11 protein-coding genes and 1 pseudogene are annotated in these 17,368 nt (G+C 47.1%); 5 read left to right on the top strand and 7 right to left on the bottom strand.

The window, feature by feature from the left end; all coding sequences use genetic code 11:
• Positions 1–93: 93 nt before the first annotated feature.
• On the top strand, positions 94–1,251 hold the full coding sequence (rnd, locus tag ACYSNS_RS07820; protein ID WP_461722588.1) for a ribonuclease D: 1,158 nt from the start codon (positions 94–96) through the stop codon (positions 1,249–1,251).
• Between the two features lie 78 nt (positions 1,252–1,329).
• Positions 1,330–2,298, top strand: a complete 969-nt coding sequence (locus ACYSNS_RS07815; RefSeq protein WP_461722587.1) for a 1-phosphofructokinase family hexose kinase — start codon at positions 1,330–1,332, stop codon at positions 2,296–2,298.
• A 134-nt stretch (positions 2,299–2,432) separates the two neighbouring features.
• Here the strand turns inward: ACYSNS_RS07815 and ppx are convergent, their stop codons facing one another.
• Together ppx and ACYSNS_RS07805 are read right to left on the bottom strand one after the other, a co-directional pair.
• Entirely contained in the window at positions 2,433–3,944 is a 1,512-nt protein-coding gene (gene ppx / locus ACYSNS_RS07810) for an exopolyphosphatase (RefSeq protein ID WP_461722586.1), read from the bottom strand.
• 41 nt (positions 3,945–3,985) lie between these two features.
• Positions 3,986–6,145: pseudogene (locus ACYSNS_RS07805) on the bottom strand (RNA degradosome polyphosphate kinase); the annotation flags it as partial.
• Positions 6,146–6,478: 333 nt separating this feature from the next.
• On the opposite strand from ACYSNS_RS07805, the gene ACYSNS_RS07800 reads away from it, so the two are divergent.
• Together ACYSNS_RS07800 and ACYSNS_RS07795 are read left to right on the top strand one after the other, a co-directional pair.
• Positions 6,479–6,727, top strand: a complete 249-nt coding sequence (locus ACYSNS_RS07800) for a zinc-finger domain-containing protein (protein WP_461722585.1) — start codon at positions 6,479–6,481, stop codon at positions 6,725–6,727.
• 18 nt (positions 6,728–6,745) lie between these two features.
• A complete protein-coding gene (locus ACYSNS_RS07795; RefSeq protein ID WP_461722584.1) occupies positions 6,746–7,975 on the top strand; it encodes an FAD-binding protein in 1,230 nt (409 codons plus the stop codon).
• A 7-nt stretch (positions 7,976–7,982) separates the two neighbouring features.
• Here ACYSNS_RS07795 and ACYSNS_RS07790 read toward each other — a convergent pair whose 3' ends face one another.
• Genes ACYSNS_RS07790 through ACYSNS_RS07775 form a run of 4 tightly spaced genes read right to left on the bottom strand, consistent with a single transcriptional unit; the run spans position 7,983 to position 12,166 of the window.
• Positions 7,983–8,732 carry an amino acid ABC transporter ATP-binding protein gene (locus ACYSNS_RS07790; RefSeq protein WP_461722583.1) on the bottom strand — a complete coding sequence of 250 codons (750 nt, stop codon included), beginning with the start codon at positions 8,730–8,732 and terminating at the stop codon, positions 7,983–7,985.
• An 18-nt stretch (positions 8,733–8,750) separates the two neighbouring features.
• The gene (locus ACYSNS_RS07785) at positions 8,751–9,905 is read right to left on the bottom strand and encodes an amino acid ABC transporter permease (protein WP_461722582.1); all 1,155 of its coding nucleotides are present in this window, start codon (positions 9,903–9,905) and stop codon (positions 8,751–8,753) included.
• 5 nt (positions 9,906–9,910) lie between these two features.
• Entirely contained in the window at positions 9,911–11,089 is a 1,179-nt protein-coding gene (locus tag ACYSNS_RS07780) for an amino acid ABC transporter permease (protein WP_461722581.1), read from the bottom strand.
• Positions 11,090–11,134: 45 nt separating this feature from the next.
• Positions 11,135–12,166, bottom strand: a complete 1,032-nt coding sequence (locus ACYSNS_RS07775; RefSeq protein WP_461722580.1) for an amino acid ABC transporter substrate-binding protein — start codon at positions 12,164–12,166, stop codon at positions 11,135–11,137.
• A gap of 183 nt (positions 12,167–12,349) precedes the next feature.
• On the opposite strand from ACYSNS_RS07775, the gene ACYSNS_RS07770 reads away from it, so the two are divergent.
• Positions 12,350–13,522, top strand: coding sequence for a cystathionine beta-lyase (locus ACYSNS_RS07770; RefSeq protein WP_461722579.1), 1,173 nt, complete (start codon positions 12,350–12,352; stop codon positions 13,520–13,522).
• Positions 13,523–13,778: 256 nt separating this feature from the next.
• On the opposite strand, the gene dnaE is transcribed toward ACYSNS_RS07770, so the two are convergent.
• Positions 13,779–17,267, bottom strand: coding sequence for a DNA polymerase III subunit alpha (gene dnaE, locus ACYSNS_RS07765; protein WP_461722578.1), 3,489 nt, complete (start codon positions 17,265–17,267; stop codon positions 13,779–13,781).
• Positions 17,268–17,368: the final 101 nt, after the last annotated feature.

Here is a 17,368-nt window from a genome sequence, read left to right as displayed (position 1 = left end):
ATTTTGGCGGCCATTTGTCAAGATATGGCTCTGACTGTGCATGAAAAAAGATAGCAAAAGACAAAATCTTCATAATCGTTTATAGCCTCGACTATGAAACTGATAACACATACCAAAGACCTAGACGCCGCTGTTGCGATATTGCGCAAATCGAATTTCGTTACGGTTGACACCGAGTTTATCCGCGAAACCACCTTTTGGCCTGAACTCTGTCTCATTCAGATGGCGTCACCTGATACCAGTGTGCTTGTGGATCCTCTATCGCCCGATATCGATTTAAAATCCTTTTTCGAGCTGATGGCTGATAGTCATGTCGTCAAAGTTTTCCACGCTGCACGGCAGGATTTGGAAATCATCTATAAATTGGGCGGGCTGATACCGACACCATTGTTCGATACACAGATCGCCGGCGCGGTTTGCGGCTTTGGCGAAACCATTTCCTACGATCAAATTGTCCAGCGCATCACCGGCCAGCATCTTGATAAATCATCGCGTTTCACCGATTGGAGCCATCGTCCTTTATCGGAAAAGCAGCTCACTTATGCTTTGGCTGATGTAACCTATCTTCGCGATGTCTATCTTGCTCTCGTTGATCAGCTTGGAAACAGCGGCCGTAGTGCGTGGCTAGACGAGGAAATGGCTGTTTTGCAGTCTCCCACAACTTATGACGTGCCAGAAGATGAAGCATGGAAAAAGGTCAAGGGACGTGTACGCAAACCGCGGGAGCTCGCTGTTCTACAGAAGGTGGCGGCTTGGCGTGAACGAGAAGCAAAGGCGCGCAACGTGCCGCGGGGGCGTATACTCAAAGATGATAGTTTGATTGAGATCGCAACCCAGCAACCCAAAGATGAAGCCGCATTGTCGCGGTTGCGCAGTATCGGCAAGGGGTGGGAGCGATCGGCAGCCGCGGCGGGTCTTATCCAAGCCGTTCTTGATGGACTTGTTACGGATACCGACACACTACCGCCAATACAAAAACATGTGCCATTGAGCGATGGTACAGCTGCAGCAATCGATCTCTTAAGGGTGCTTTTGAAGTTAACGGCAGATGAAAACAATATTGCCGCCCGTATCATCGCCAGCGGCGATGACCTGGAAAAAATTGCAAAAGGTGACAAGGAAAAACATGTACTAGCGATGCAAGGATGGCGGTACGATATGTTTGGCAAAAAAGCCGAGGATATGCTGAATGGGCGCCTCGGTTTCTACTTCAATCATGGAAAAATATCGACCAAAGAACTTGAGCCTTAAATTGTGCTAAAAAATCGTGTTTACTAGCGGCTTGACTGAACATTTCGCTGTTTTTTTATCTACATTGGGGGGAACGCTATGGAAAAAGTTCTGACGGTCACATTTAATCCGACGGTTGATGCTGCCAGCGAAACAGATACAGTACGTCCGACCAGAAAGATCAGAACATCCGATGAAAGCTTTCATCCTGGTGGCGGTGGCATAAATGTCGCGCGTGTCATCCATCGGCTTGGGGGACATGTTACCGCGTTATACGCCAGTGGCGGCGTCATGGGACACGTTTTGAGCCATCTATTAGATGAGCGCGGCATCAACTGTGTAAAGATTGATATCGCGGGAAATACCCGTATTAACAATGTTATTCATGAACGTTCTTCCGGAATGGAGTACCGCTTCATAGCCGAAGGACCGGTAATGGATGAACTCGAATGGCGCAAAGCCGTTACCGAGGTCAACAACCAAGATTGGAATTGGCTCGTCGTTAGCGGAAGTCTGCCTCGTGGTGTTCCCTCGGCGGTTTATGATACGTTTATTGAACTGGCACAAACCCGCCAGGCTAAAATCGTTATCGATACCTCAGGAGACGCGCTTCATTACGTCTTAAAAAAGGGCGGTTTGACCATGGTCAAGCCCAGCCAAGGCGAATTCGAAATATGTACTGGCACGGTCTATAATTCAGCAGATGAAATCGCAAAAGCGGCTCAAAAGCTCTGTCGTCAAGGCGCAGCAGAGATTATTGCCGTAACACTTGGGCATCAAGGTGCCGTTTTGGCAACCACGAATGACACGCTTTATCTTCCGTCCCCTCATGTCAAAGTTCTGAGCGCGTCCGGTGCAGGCGATAGCTTTGTCGGCGGAATGGTTCATGCACTTGCTCTCGGCTGGAACGCTGAAGATGCTTTCAGGCTCGCAACGGCGTGCGGTACTGCAGCTGTTGCCGAAAAAGGAACAGGACTTTGTCAAATCGCTGACATTAAGCGGCTATATCAAGCGCTCGCGCGCGATGATGCACATTTCATGGCTGTGACACTGGAGCGTGAGCCTTAAGCGAAGTTAATAATTTTCGTTTCAATCGAAGACCAATGGATACCAGCGCGGATCAACATATTCTCACCGGCTTGTTTACGACGCTATTTAATCGAGTAAAACCAGCTATCAGACAATGCTGAATTGCCAAACAATCAGCTTACTTCAAACCTTAGATTATTATCTGTCACCTTAGATAATTGTTGCAGGCGGCCCAAAGGCCGTTCCGCAATAAGGTCGGAATGTCGTTCTGGTATGTTCAATACGATGTTCTTCTTTTTCTTTTCCCATGTCAGTTCGGGTAGGATTCCCGCAGTCGAGGCAGAAAACAAATTTGCCACCCGCATGAACCCACCCAACACGCGCGCCCTTTCTATCATAGCGGGCGACGCAAGCTTTATAATTGCAGGAGCCTGACTATCAGCGAACAAGCCTTCATTACGGAAGAAAACCGCAAGCGCGACAAATACCCTACCCGCGTGAGAAATACCGGGATAAGGGCCATAAGCAATCTGGATAGCCGCCTGATCACCTCTATAGTCAGGATGCACGCGCCAGCCAATATCAGCAAGAAGGCACGCCGCTTCCCGATACCGTTTTTGATTGTCGTTTTCGTCAATACCAAAAACTTGGAAGGCGTTGGCGGTAAAATCAATTAACTCGCTAGCTTGCTGAGGTGAGCGAGCGCGCAGAGTCGCCATTTCTCCACAAGCGGCCAATAAAGGATCCTCTTTACGCAATTTTGATGGCAGCATCGAGTATAGAAAACCTTCACGCACACCAGCGCCCGAAAAGATAATATGCTCGGGCGTCATACAGTGAATAAGCTCTATAAGCGCCGCTGCGCCATAGGAAAGCAATTGTCGACGGTTTTTCGATATTGCAGAGATTCCCCTCATCTGATCGAGGTCACCTTTGGCAACGCGATGCAGGAAACCTTCCAACTCATGGGCTTCAACTTCATAACCATGCATAACCGGCAGGGGATAACGCTTCGTCGACATGTGTAGTTTGGCGAGATTTCTCCACGTCCCACCCACGGCATAAAAATTACGCCCTTTATTTTTTTTCAAAAGATCAGACTTGCGTAGGTGCTTTCTTGCGATTTTGGTCGCTTCGGCAACATTGTTGTTAGACATATCTTGCAGACGCAACCCACCAAGCGGCAGTGTAATGCCATCTCCTACCCGATCATTGCATATGTCAACCAATTCGAGGCTACCGCCGCCTAGATCGCCTGCAATACCGTCCGGTTTGTGAAACGTTGAAATGATACCATAGGCAGAATACGTGGCTTCTTCTTTGCCGGTTAAAACGCAAATTTCGCTTTTCAAAATCTTTTGCGCTTCAGCGATAAAAGCTGGACCGTTTTCTGCCTCCCTAGCAGCGGCAGTTGCCAAGGTTTGCAATTCATCTACGCCAATTTGCTCGCAAACTGCGTGAAAGCGCTTGAGTGTACGCAGCGCCATCTCGACCGATTCTGCTTCCAGCCTGCCTGTCTTCGCCAAACCTTTGCCAAGTCCGCAAAGTATCTTTTCGTTGAACAAAACCGTCGGAGAGCGCACCAATCCTTCATAAACGACCAAGCGAACGGAGTTCGAACCAATATCGATGACGGCCACGGGCTTACGCCCTTTTAACCGTCCCTGCGCAGTTGCTTGTGTCATTGGCTATATCAGTCTTTACTTGTTTCTGTCTGTTGACGTCGAAGGGCGATTAATCGTGGAGCAGAGGACCGCAAAGATTTACCGCGACCAGAAAGGCTGGGATTGGTCATAAAATATTCCTGCGCATTGAACGGTTTTTCGCCTTTGATCGGTGTTATACGCTGTGACGTACCATCACTCAATATCTCAAAGCTCTGTTGGTTATCAATAATATTTGCCAGCATGATTTGAGATAAAATTTGCTGGTGTACGGTTTTGTTAAAAACAGGAACCAGTGTTTCAACTCGTCTGTCGAGGTTACGTGTCATCATGTCGGCTGAACCGAAATAGACAATCGCATTTTCACTTGGCAAATCTTCCCCATTGCCAAAACAAAAAATCCGGCTGTGCTCTAAAAATCGGCCAACAATGGACTTGGCCCGGATATTCTCTGAGAACCCCGGAATACCGGGGCGCAGGCAACATATACCCCGCACGACAAGATCAATCTGAACCCCTGCCTGCCCTGCCCGGTAAAGCGCATCGATGATTTGAGGATCGACAAGGGAATTCACTTTCATCCATATAGCAGCTGGAAGACCTTTTGCGACATTCGTGATCTCATCCTCTATATGCCCCAGAATACGTCGACGCAAAGTCAAAGGCGAAAACGCCAATTTCATTGACTCATCTGGTTGGGCATAGCCGGTGATGTAGTTGAAAATCAATTGAACATCATGACCGATATCATCATCAGTCGTGAAGAAGGATAGATCGGTATAAATTTTTGCGGTAATAGGGTGATAGTTACCCGTTCCCAAATGCACGTAGGAACGGAGACGATTTTCTTCACGTCTCACCACCAGAGACATTTTCGCGTGGGTCTTGAGCTCGATAAATCCAAAAACGACCTGTACTCCGGCTCTTTCAAGATCTCTAGCCCAGCGAATATTGGCCTCTTCATCAAAACGCGCCTTTAACTCCACAAGTGCCGTGACAGATTTTCCCGCTTCCGCAGCATCAATCAACGCACGCACAATCGGGCTATCGTTAGATGTCCTATAAAGTGTCTGTTTGATTGCAACCACATCGGGATCGGCAGCCGCCTGGCGCAAAAACTGCACAACAACGTCAAAAGATTCGTAAGGATGATGGACAACGATATCCTTTTCGCGAATGGCTGCAAAGCAATCCCCTGCATGCTCTCTGATGCGTTCGGGAAAACGCGGATTATAAGGCACAAACTTTAGATCTTCCCGCGGAATTGAAACAATCTCCGAAATCATGTTCAACGCCAATAATCCATCAAGAACGCTGATGCGGTTGTCTGGAACGGCAAGCTCACTGGTAACAAATTGGCGCAGATCGTCCGGCATCTCTGAATCGAATTCAATACGGATAACTTGTCCGCGACGCCGCCTCTTTAGGGCGCTTTCAAACAAGCGGACGAGATCTTCCGCTTCTTCTTCGACCTCAATATCGCTGTCACGGATGATGCGAAATGTGCCCGCGCCATTGACCTCATATCCAGGGAATAGCCTGCTGATAAACAGGCTGACAGTGTCTTCGAGCGCAATAAAGCGATAACCGTTTCCTTCTTCCGGTAGTAAAACAAAACGCTTAAGCGCTGTAGGAAGACGCAATAGTGCTGTCATGGGCTGCCGGTCGGTACGACGTAACAAGTGCAGGGCGATGGAAAAACCAAGATTGGGGATAAAGGGAAATGGATGGGCCGGATCAATGGATAGAGGCGTCAGAACAGGGAATATCGTCTCTAGGAAGTGTGTTTCCAACCAGGCTTTTTCTGTACCAGTTAAACGATCAGGACGAATGATAGCTATACATTCTTTTTCCAACTCACGACGCAATGCACGCAACTCTTGCTGTTGATTGGACTGTAGACGAGCTACTTCTGCAAGCACGAAATCCAGTTGCTCTTGAGGGGTTCGACCATCAGCACTACGGGTAACGATGCCTGCCCTGACCTGTCCAGCAAGACCGGCAATACGCACCATAAAAAATTCGTCTAAATTCGTTGCCGAAATTGATAAAAAACGTAAGCGCTCTAACAATGGATGCTTATCATTTGCTGCTTCCATCAAGACGCGGTTGTTAAACTGCAGCCAAGAAAACTCACGATTCACAAAACGCGCGGGACTTTCCATATTGATGTCCGTTAGAACCGATTGATTCGCGGAGCCGTTCTTAGTCCTTAAAGCCATGCTTATGTCCCTTCATTTTGTTTTCAAAAGCATATCATGCGCTGATAACACGTACCATCGCTGTTACGCTTCTACCCCCTGCTAACATAACCACAGATTACATTAAGCGGTTTATATGAAACATTCATTGCGATGATAGCGCTTGATTGCCCATATTAGAGAGATAATTTGTGCATATGAAGCTTTCCAGTAGCGCTGTTTCCGGCAAATTGTCGCAGTATCGGCAGGGCATTATCAACTAACTTGTAACAAAGCGTTGGCGACGAGCAAAAATTTGGCTTATATGAATCCAAACACTTTATTCGTTAGCAATAATTACATGGAGTTTACGCTATGGCTGATCATCACATTCCGCACTTTCAAAATGATGGTGGATACAAGGTGATAGAAATTGGTGTGAAGGAATTCATGTGCGTGGGAGCAAGCGCGCCTTTCGATCATCCGCATATTTTCATTGATATGGGCGCGGAAGACGAAAAAATATGCTCTTATTGTTCTACGCTTTATCAGTTCAACAGCGCCTTGTCCGAGACAGAAACCAAGCCTGCGGGTTGCGTCTACAATGTGAAGAATGCAGCCTGATCAAACAAGGCAAATACAATGAAATGGCAAAGTGATCAAAAACCTCTGATTGTTGGTGCAGGAATTGCCGGTTTGAGCTCGGCGTTGGCATTGGCACACAAGGGTATCAGCAGCACTATTTTTGAAAGCCGCGAAAAACTTGAAGAAGTCGGTGCCGGTATACAACTTGCCTCCAATGCTACGCGCATTCTCGATAGATGGGGCATCCTCGATAAAATCATAGAAAAAGGTGTTGAGCCGCGTTTCTTGGAATTGAAAGATGGCCTGTCTTTAAAAACACACGTACAGGTGGACTTGATAGATGTTGCCAAAAGGCGTTGGAAATCGCCCTACGTCACAATTCATCGCGCTGATTTACAAGACATTCTCTACGAAGCAGCCTCTGAAAATTCACTCATTCAAATGAATATGGGCGAGCGGGTTGTGACTGCGGCAACAACATCGGCTAAGGCTATTGATGTTGAAACAATGAGGGATGACCAACGGCAATTCTACTCAGCTCCTCTGCTTGTTGCATGCGATGGTGTATGGTCGAAAATCCGTCAATTACCGCCACTTAACGAGCATGCTGTTTTTAGCGGCTTCATTGCATGGCGCGTCACTATCCCCGTAGACAAGCTACCAGAAGGTTTTCGACAGGCTTTACCCGACTTAAAGACGATTGCGGCTTGGATGGGGCCGCGCAACCATCTCGTGGCCTATCCAGTACAAGCAGGGAAATCTTTCAATTTTGTGGCGATTACCCAAGGTAATAATCCCGGCGAAACCTGGTCACGTCATGGAGAAAAAGATCAGCTTCTCAATCATTTCAAAGATTGGAATCGTCACATCAGGGAAATCTTCGAGATCGTGGACGACTGGACATACTGGCCTTTGTACCAGATGCCGAACCATCGCTTTACTGGCCATTGTTGGCAAGTGTTTGTTGGAGATGCATCACATGGTTTCCTGCCTTTCGCGGCACAAGGCTCGGCTATGGCTATTGAAGATGCTGCAGCATTAGCCGAAGTGCTCGCAATGGATGATGTCGTTTTACCGGAAGCGTTATCGCTCTACAGCAACATTCGGACAGCGCGCGTCGCAGCTGTGAACAAGCGTGGTGATTTCAATCGCTTTGTTTATCATGCCACTGGTCCGGTCGCATTTGCGCGAAACCTTGCAATGAAGATGCGTTCTGCTGAAAGTTTCATGGCAAGTCTTGATTGGCTCTATACGTATGACGCCATGGCATTCGCACGGCGGCAATAGGTTTATGCTATAGGATTTGAGCAAGAAATTCCTTGGCACGCACATGTTCCGGATGGTTGAAAAAATCATCCGGTTTGGAAATTTCTAATATTTGACCCTCATCCATAAATACAACGCGATCCGCAACTTCCCGTGCGAATCCCATTTCATGGGTTACACAAAGCATCGTCATGCCCGTATCAGCCAGGTCGATCATCGTATCCAGAACTTCCTTGATCATTTCAGGATCGAGCGCGGAGGTTGGTTCATCAAACAACATAACACGCGGCTGCATACAAAGAGAGCGCGCAATTGCCACGCGCTGCTGTTGGCCGCCCGATAGTTGACCAGGATATTTGCCCGCTTGATCCGGTATTTTCACACGTTCCAATAGGTGCATGGCGCGCTCTTCAGCTTCCCGCCGCGAAATATGCTTGACCCAGATAGGTGCAAGGACACAATTCTCTAAAACCGTCAAATGCGGAAAGAGATTAAAGTGCTGAAATACCATACCGACATTTTGACGGATTTTTTCCAAATTTCGCAAACCGTTTGTAAGTGGAATTCCGGTGACACTGATATCGCCTTGCTGAACCCTTTCGAGCCCATTGATGCAGCGGATCAGCGTAGATTTTCCCGAACCAGATGGACCAGCAATAATCACCCTTTCTTTTGCCTTTACAGCCAGGTCGATGTCCCGCAAGACGTGCATTTTCCCAAACCATTTATTGACTTGATGCATGAAAACTTCGGTATCTTTTTCTGGTGTGGCACCCATCTTTTACATTAACCCCTATTAATTATCTACATGGTCTTTGGATGCGTTCAACCAACGCTCGATATAGTGGGCATAACGCGACATGGCAAAACAAAAGGCCCAAAACACAAGACCGATGAAAATCATTCCAGTCGCAGGTGTTTGCGGTGTACTCCATTGCGCCTGCTGAATTGCTTGCCGCACGACACCCAAAAGGTCAAACATGCCTATAATGTAAACAAGGCTGGTTTCCTTAAACATGCCGATCAGGACGTTTATGATGCCGGGTACAACCAGACTGTAGGCTTGTGGCAATATAACCAATAACATTGTTTTTGCATAGCCAAGGCCAAGCGACTGCGCCGCCTCATACTGTCCGCGCGGTATCGCCTGTAGACCTCCGCGCACCACTTCGGCGATATAAGCCGACGTAAAGAGCGCAACTCCAATCATTGCCCGCAATAATTTATCAAATGTCATCCCCTGCGGCAGAAATAATGGAAACATTACACTCGCAATAAACAGAACTGCTACGAGAGGAATACCGCGCACCGTTTCAATAAAAACAACTGAGATAATGCGTATCACGGGCTTTTGAGAACGTCGCCCTAAAGCTAACAAGCTGCCTAAAGGAAGAGAGATCGTGATACTGGTATAGGCAATTGTCAAAGTGACGAGCAAGCCGCCCCAAAGCTGCGTTTCAACCAATGGAAGATTGAAATAGCCACCCAAAAGCAGAAAGAAACCTATAAACGGTACGACGAACAAGGAAATCAGAGCATTCAAAATCTTGTAAGGTACCGATGGCATCAACATTGGAATATTGACCACGATAACAATAACCGCCATCGCATTGACACGCCATCTTTCCGGTTCTGGATAACGTCCATAAATGAATTGCCAAAAATTTGCTTTAACAAAGGCCCAACAGGCACCGCTCCAACCATTAGGCATTACACCGCCTTGATCGACAGTCGCGCAGGCTCTACGATCATCTCCGCTCCAAACGGCTTGAATAACCATCCAATTCAACAGCGGGATAAGACAGTAGATCAGCGCACCTGCCGTTAAGATAGTGACAACTGAATGAAGGGGCGTCACGAATAGATTTTGGCGCAACCATAGAAGCGCGCCACGCTCCGATATAGGAGGAGGTGAAGAAGGTATAATTTTCTCACTAACAAAATGTTTCACCACTATCAGCGCTCCACCAAAGCCATGCGCTTATTAAACCAATTCATAAACAGTGAAACGAGTAGACTTAACCCTAAATAGACAATGATCCATATCATAGCCAATTCAATGGATTGACCTGTTTTTTCAATAATGGTGCTTGATACCATCATCAGTTCTGAATATCCCACAGCAGCACCTAAGGAAGTATTCTTTACAAGGTTCATGTATTGGCTTGCCAAAGGGGGAATGATAATCCGCATAGCCAGCGGAAGCGTTATCAAACGCGTGATAAGGCCATCTGAAAGACCAAGCGAAGCACCAGCTTCTTTTAAGCCGTTGTCGACGCCCTGCAAACCTGACCTAAATGTTTCGGCGATAAGTGCTGCGGTATAAATTGAAAGCGCCAGATAAAGAGCCACAAATTCAGGGGAGATATAATAGCCGCCGCTATAATTGAAACCCTTGAGTTGTGGAACGCTCCATCCTTGAGGCCATCCCAAACCAATAATCGCAAAAATGGGGCACGCAACACCGATAAATGTTATATGCCACCAACGAATTAGCGTATACCCTTCATTGCGTCGCGCTTTAACTGCCATTGCGTAAAGTACAATCGCACATACGATTGCAATCGCCGATATAACCAATGCTAATCCGATGGAATTTCCCCAAATCGGTGCCGGCAAATAAAAGCCGCGAATATTGATAGTGAGCGGTCCCCAGACAAGACTTTGTCTTGCTGATGGTAGGATCTGCATTACGCCTATCGACCAGAAAAAAAGGAGAACAAGTGGCGGAATATTGCGAAAAAATTCAACATAGCAAAGCGCCAACTTCGCAATAAGCCAGTTTTTTGATAAACGTGCCAAGCCAATCGCAAGACCAAGGAAGGTAGCGGTAATCAGGCAAAGAATAGATATGAAAACCAAATTTACGAGACTGGCTAAGATGACCGCACCATTGGTCGCGTTGTCATCATATTGAATGATACTTGAGGGCTGGTTGAAACCGGCCCTTTTATCTAAAAATTCAAATCCGGATGCGATACCCGAAGCTTTAAGATTGGTGAGCGTATTATGTGCGATCCATTGGATCACTGCGATAAGTATAGCCAAAACAGCCAGTTGAACGGCAAAAGAAAGGAGCGAGCGAGCGCTGAAAAGGGCAGAAAAATCTGCCCTTCTCGTTTTTTTTCTTGTCATTCGTTTTTTTTCGCTCATCACTGCTTTCAATAACGCGGACAACCGTCAGCGAATAGGAAGACCGTATTGCAATCCGCCCTTTGTCCACAGCGCATTGATGCCACGAGAAATTTTCAAAGGGGTATTCTGACCGATATTACGCTCGAATATTTCTCCGTAATTTCCAACCGATTTCACAATTTGGACAACCCAGTCGTTGTTTAAACCGAGGTCTTTGCCAATCGTATTACCCTCTTCAACTCCAAGCATACGGCGGATGTCGGGATTTTCTGATTTGAGCATTTCATCAACATTGGTCTGCGTGATACCATACTCTTCCGCATTGAGAAGTGCATTGTGGGTCCAACGGACGACATCCGCCCATTGAGGGTCACCTTGCCTGACTGCCGGGCCGAACGGCTCTTTGGATATGATCTGCGGTAAAACAACATGAGCATCCGGCTGCTTCAATTGCAAACGCAAACCATAAAGTGACGACTGGTCAGTTGTATAAACATCACAACGTCCAGCATCATAGGCTTGATTGACCTCTGTAAATTTGTCAAACACAACCGGCGTATATTCCATCTTATTAGTACGGAAATAATCGGCCAAGGTAAGCTCGGTAGATGTACCTGATTGCACACAGATGGAAGCGCCTGACAACTGCATGGCTGACGTAATACCATCTAAATTCTTGCTATTGATCATGAAACCTTGACCGTCGTAATAATTGACGCCTACGAAGTCCAGTCCTAGAGCTGTTTCACGGCTCATGGTCCAAGTCGTATTACGGATTAGCACGTCAATCTCGCCCGACTGAAGCGCCGTAAAACGCTCTTTGGAACTCAACGGTACGAATTTAACCTTTTTACCATCGCCAAAGACTGCTGCCGCGACCGCGCGACAGTAATCAACGTCAAAGCCTGTCCACTCACCTTTTTCGTCCGGAATGCTAAAGCCGACGAGCCCCGTGCTTACACCGCATTGTACAAAGCCACGCGCCTTTACGTCATCCAACGTTCCTGCCGAAGCGGAACTTACGCCTATTGCCGCTGTAGCAAGCGTCGCCGCAGCGAGATAAGTGCTGATCTTCATATTCCCTCTCCTGAAGTTCAAAAATTTTTAAGACTTGCTCCATCGAAAAGCATTATTGACATTCGGTCAAGCAAATAGCGTTTCCTTAACAATAGAAATACGAACAGATTTTGCTTGACGCAGGTAGCATTTTGACAATGGTATTACGCCTTAGGGCAATTGCTTAAAAAGAAAGTTCAATCCATGACGGCAAAACTGAAACACGATCATTTTGGCATCAACACACAATTGGCGCACAATGGATACGATCCAATGGATTATTTCGGTTTTGTCAATCCTCCCGTCGTTCGTGCATCGACCGTGTTATTCCCAGACGCGCAGACGATGAAAACGGAGGAGCAACCTTACACCTATGGTACCCATGGGACAACGACAACCGATGCTCTTTGCCGAGCGGTCGATGCGTTGGAGGGATCCGTAAAAACTGTTCTTGTGCCATCGGGACTCGCCGCAATAACGGTTCCATTGTTGGGTGCACTCGGCAGCGGCGACCATGTCTTGATCGTTGATTCTGTGTACGGGCCTACACGCCGATTTGCCAACACCATGCTAAAAAAAATGGGTATTGAAGTCGAATATTATGATCCTTTGATTGGTGCTGATATCAAGAACTTGATGAAGCCAAATACGAAGGTTGTCTTCACCGAATCCCCCGGATCCAACACTTTCGAAATCCAAGACATTCCAACGATAAGCGCTATAGCACATGAACATAACGCGATCGTCATGATGGACAACACCTGGGCAACTCCTATTTATTTCAAGCCGTTAGACAATGGAGTTGATATTTCGATTAATGCTGCAACTAAATATCCCGCCGGTCACGCAGACATACTTATCGGGTTCATCTCTGCCAATGAACGGGTAAAACATCTAGTCGAACACGCGCATATGTTACTTGGCATGAGCGTATCAGGTGACGATGCATATACAACGCTGCGTTCGATGCGAACGATGGGTATTCGCTTGCAACATCAAGGCAAGACAGCTTTGGAACTGGCAAAATGGCTGGAAACGATGCCTCAAGTGTCACAAGTGCTACATCCCGCGCTGGAAAGCCACACTGGTCACACGCTTTGGAAGCGAGATTTTTCAGGTGCCTCAGCAATTTTCTCAATTGTATTAAAATCCGGGGGAGAAAGGGAAGCACATAACTTCCTGAATGCTCTTGATATATTCGGACTTGGCTATTCATGGGGCGGTTATGAAAGTTTAGCTGTTCACGTCAACCTCAATGACCGCACCGTTGCAAAAGGTTCGTATTCTGGACCAGTATTGCGACTACAAATCGGGATTGAGGATCTGGAGGATCTAAAGTCTGACTTAGAGAAAGCACTACTTGCGACACAAATCTAGGCAAAAAATCGCATCTTATAGTTCAACTCTTCACGAAAAAAACGCCAAAACCCAATCAGAATAAATAATTCCAAACAGACACTTATTAAAAGACTTTGAATCATTTTAGTAGATATTTCGTAGAAATATCTACTGTACGACAGCATTTTTTCCGCTGCTGCGGACGATGGTAATAACAGCGCCACACCACAAAAATAAGCTAGATTTAAAAGGTCGAATTGATCGTTTAAACCGGACTCTAAAGGGAAAACAGTCGCTACACGAGCTCAACGTCCACAATGCCACGAAGTGCTTTCATTGCACCCGCTACTTGCGGGCTCACGCGATACTTCTGCGGCAGAGATATTTCTACTTCCCTCGCCCCATCATCTTGTATCACGATGAGACCGACGTCACCATCACTACCACGCTCAAGATTTTTTTCAATTTGTTCAATTATTTCAGCGGTTCGCACAAAAATTCTCATAGTTTTGTGCAACCTCTCCGCTTCCGATTCAAGCGAATGCACCGTTTGAATCCTGAGACTTATACCTTCAGGACGATTTTCCGCAGCGACTGTGATGACAACCGATTGACCGGGCTCCAACATATCTCCGTATGCCGCCAGTCCTTCTGCAAACATGATCGCTTCATACTGTCCGGTGGAATCGGAAAACTGGATAATCCCCATTTTTTTCCCGGACTTTGTTTTTCGTATTTGCTTGACGCTAACCGTACCAGCCAAACGTCCCGCGCTTGCGCCTCTGCGCACAGCATTTGCAAAACTACCCCAGTTTTGCACGCGCATTTTATCCAGAATATCCTGATATTCATCAAGGGGATGAGCAGATAAATAAAAGCCTATCGCCTGAAATTCCAAATGCAATTTTTCGGCAGGCAGCCAAGGTTTTGTTTGTGGTAAAATCAACGGCTCTTTTGGCCCACCACTCATACCAAAAATATCAGTTTGACCGCTGCGATTATCGTCTAAAATGCGCAATGCACGTGCATTGATTGTTTCCAGTCCGGCAACTAGAACTTCTCGCGCAATATGAAAGCAATCAAAAGCACCGGCATTGATAAGGCTTTCCATGACACGCTTATTGACAATACGCGGGTCAGTTCTCTCGCAGAAATCTTCAAGATCCTTGAAAGGCTTATTGCCCCGCCTCTCTACTATATGGTCGACTGCCGGCTCCCCAACCCCTTTGATAGCTGCCAACGAATAATATATCCGCTTTTCACCCACTTCGAAGACACGGTGTGAAGTTTGTACAGACGGAGCAACAACCTCAATACCAAGCCTTGCAGCTTCACGCCTGAAGTCATTGAGCTTTTCGGTATTGGCCATATCGTAGGTCATTGATGCAGCGAGAAATTCTACCGGATAGTGAGCCTTCATATAAGCGGTTTGATAAGATACGATAGCGTAAGCCGCAGCGTGTGACTTATTGAACCCATAGTCTGCAAATTTTGCCAAAAGATCAAAGATCGTGTTGGCTTGGTTTTTATCAACACCGCCATCTGTTGCACCTTGCACGAAACGCGCACGCTGTTTTTCCATCTCCGCGTGGATTTTTTTACCCATGGCACGGCGCAAAAGATCAGCTTCACCAAGCGAATAGCCAGAAAGCACCTGAGCTATCTGCATCACTTGTTCCTGGTAAACGATAACACCCTGCGTTTCTTTGACCAGATGATCGATTTTAGGGTGGATGGAAGCAATTTCTTCCTCTCCATGTTTACGGGCATTGTAAGTCGGGATGTTTTCCATCGGGCCCGGACGATAAAGGGCGACAAGCGCAATAATATCTTCTATGCGATCGGGCTTCATACCAATGAGCGCTTTACGCATACCCGCGCTTTCCACCTGAAACACGCCCACAGTCTCGCCACGCGCCATCATTTCATATGTGGGAGCATCATCCAAAGGAATGTGTGATAAATCAATAGCGATGCCCTTACGTGCAACAAAATCGACGGCGGTCTTCAACACGGTTAGGGTTTTCAACCCCAAAAAGTCAAACTTGACCAAACCGGCCTGCTCAACAAACTTCATGTTGAACTGAGTGACCGGCATATCCGAGCGAGGATCACGATACATCGGCACCAATTGCCACAACGGCCGATCACCTATGACTATACCCGCAGCGTGTGTTGATGCATGGCGATAAAGCCCCTCCAATTGCAGGGCAATATCAAGGAGACGCCCAACAACGGGTTCTTTTTGTTTCTCCTCGTCAAATTTGGGTTCGTCTTTAATTGCTTTGGCTAGCTCAACATTACTGCCCGGTGTCTGCGGTACCAACTTTGTTAGGTAGTCCACCTGCCGATATGGCATTTCAAGAACACGGCCAACATCGCGCAAAACGGCTCGCGCCTGAAGTTTACCAAACGTAATGATTTGGGCCACCTGTTCACGCCCATATTTCTCTTGAACGTAGTGAATGACTTCTTCACGACGATCCTGACAAAAATCAATATCAAAGTCCGGCATTGAAACACGATCAGGATTTAGGAAACGTTCAAACAGTAAAGAGAAACGTAGCGGATCCACATCGGTAATTGTCAAAGCATAAGCCACCAGCGACCCAGCTCCTGATCCACGACCGGGCCCTACAGGTATGTCGTGGGCTTTGGCCCATTTAATAAAGTCGGAAACGATAAGAAAGTAGCCAGGAAATTGCATTCGGGTAATGATGGATATCTCATAATCCAACCGTTCTTCATAATCTTGAATGCTGTAACCTTCTGCTACACCGGCTGTATCCAGACGCATGCGCAGGCCTTCTTTTGCTTGCCGCGTAAGCTCTTCAGCTTCAGCTTGGACGCCCGCGGCAGGGTCATCGGATTGCCCTGTAAACCGCGGCAGAATTGGCTTCCTCGTCTGCGTATAGGCGTGACATCGCAAGGCAATTTCCACGGTATTGTCGACAGCCTCAGGAAGATCGGCAAAAAGAGCCACCATCTCTTCCTGCGTTTTCAAATAATGGTCTGGTGTGACACGGCGTCGATCAGGATTGGAGACAATCTGCCCCTCTGCAACAGCCATCAACGCATCGTGCGCCTCATATCCACCTTTGTTTGCAAAGAATGCCTCATTTGTGGCAACCAGAGGAAGGTTATGCTTATAGGCAAGATCAACCAGCGCTGCTTCAATAGAATGATCATAACTGCCATGGCGTTGAAGTTCCATGTAGAGCCGGTCGCCAAACGCGGCCATCAAAAATTCCAAGCGCTCCAGCGCCCTATCCGGTTTATCATCGGACAGCGCATCATTTATAGGTCCACCCGTGCCACCCGTTAGAGCTATTATTCCTTCGCATGAAGCAGGCAACCAATCGAATCGAATATTGGGTGGATCAGTGTCACGCTTATCCAAATAAGCGCGGCTGACAAGGTGAACAAGGTTATTATACCCCGTCTCGGTTGCAGCAATCAAAACGATTGAGGTAAACTCTGACGGATACCGCCACTTTGTTACACGCGGGTCATAACCGACGTCATCGAAATCCACTGCCAGCTGACAGCCGATGATTGGCTGCACACCATCAGCAAAACAATATTGCGAAAACTCAAGTGCACCGAATAGATTATTTGTATCTGTAATGGCGATCGCAGGCGCATTGTCCTTTGCAGCATGCTTTACAATTTCCTTGACCTTTAATGCACCTTCAAGCAGGGAATAAGCAGAATGCACCCGCAGGTGGATAAAGCGAGGCTTCGCAATTTCATCGCCATTTGCTTGATCAGTATTGTTCGGCATATTGAGTCTTTCTCACTCCTAACGGAACCCGCAAACAGTCGCTGTCAAACCGGTCTTTCATGCCCCACTGCAATTCAAAGTCAGTTTATACTACACGTTTA

The sequence above is a fragment of the Bartonella sp. LJL80 genome (assembly GCF_054871565.1).
The sequence above is the reverse complement of the archived record's forward strand: the minus strand, read 5'-3'. Positions and strand labels throughout refer to the sequence as shown.

Coding starts and splice junctions, on each gene's coding strand:
- rnd (WP_461722588.1), top strand. CDS start 94: ATGAAACTGATAACACATACCAAAGACCTAGACGCCGCTGTTGCGATA.
- ACYSNS_RS07815 (WP_461722587.1), top strand. CDS start 1,330: ATGGAAAAAGTTCTGACGGTCACATTTAATCCGACGGTTGATGCTGCC.
- ppx (WP_461722586.1), bottom strand. CDS start 3,944: ATGACACAAGCAACTGCGCAGGGACGGTTAAAAGGGCGTAAGCCCGTG.
- ACYSNS_RS07800 (WP_461722585.1), top strand. CDS start 6,479: ATGGCTGATCATCACATTCCGCACTTTCAAAATGATGGTGGATACAAG.
- ACYSNS_RS07795 (WP_461722584.1), top strand. CDS start 6,746: ATGAAATGGCAAAGTGATCAAAAACCTCTGATTGTTGGTGCAGGAATT.
- ACYSNS_RS07790 (WP_461722583.1), bottom strand. CDS start 8,732: ATGGGTGCCACACCAGAAAAAGATACCGAAGTTTTCATGCATCAAGTC.
- ACYSNS_RS07780 (WP_461722581.1), bottom strand. CDS start 11,089: ATGACAAGAAAAAAAACGAGAAGGGCAGATTTTTCTGCCCTTTTCAGC.
- ACYSNS_RS07775 (WP_461722580.1), bottom strand. CDS start 12,166: ATGAAGATCAGCACTTATCTCGCTGCGGCGACGCTTGCTACAGCGGCA.
- ACYSNS_RS07770 (WP_461722579.1), top strand. CDS start 12,350: ATGACGGCAAAACTGAAACACGATCATTTTGGCATCAACACACAATTG.
- dnaE (WP_461722578.1), bottom strand. CDS start 17,267: ATGCCGAACAATACTGATCAAGCAAATGGCGATGAAATTGCGAAGCCT.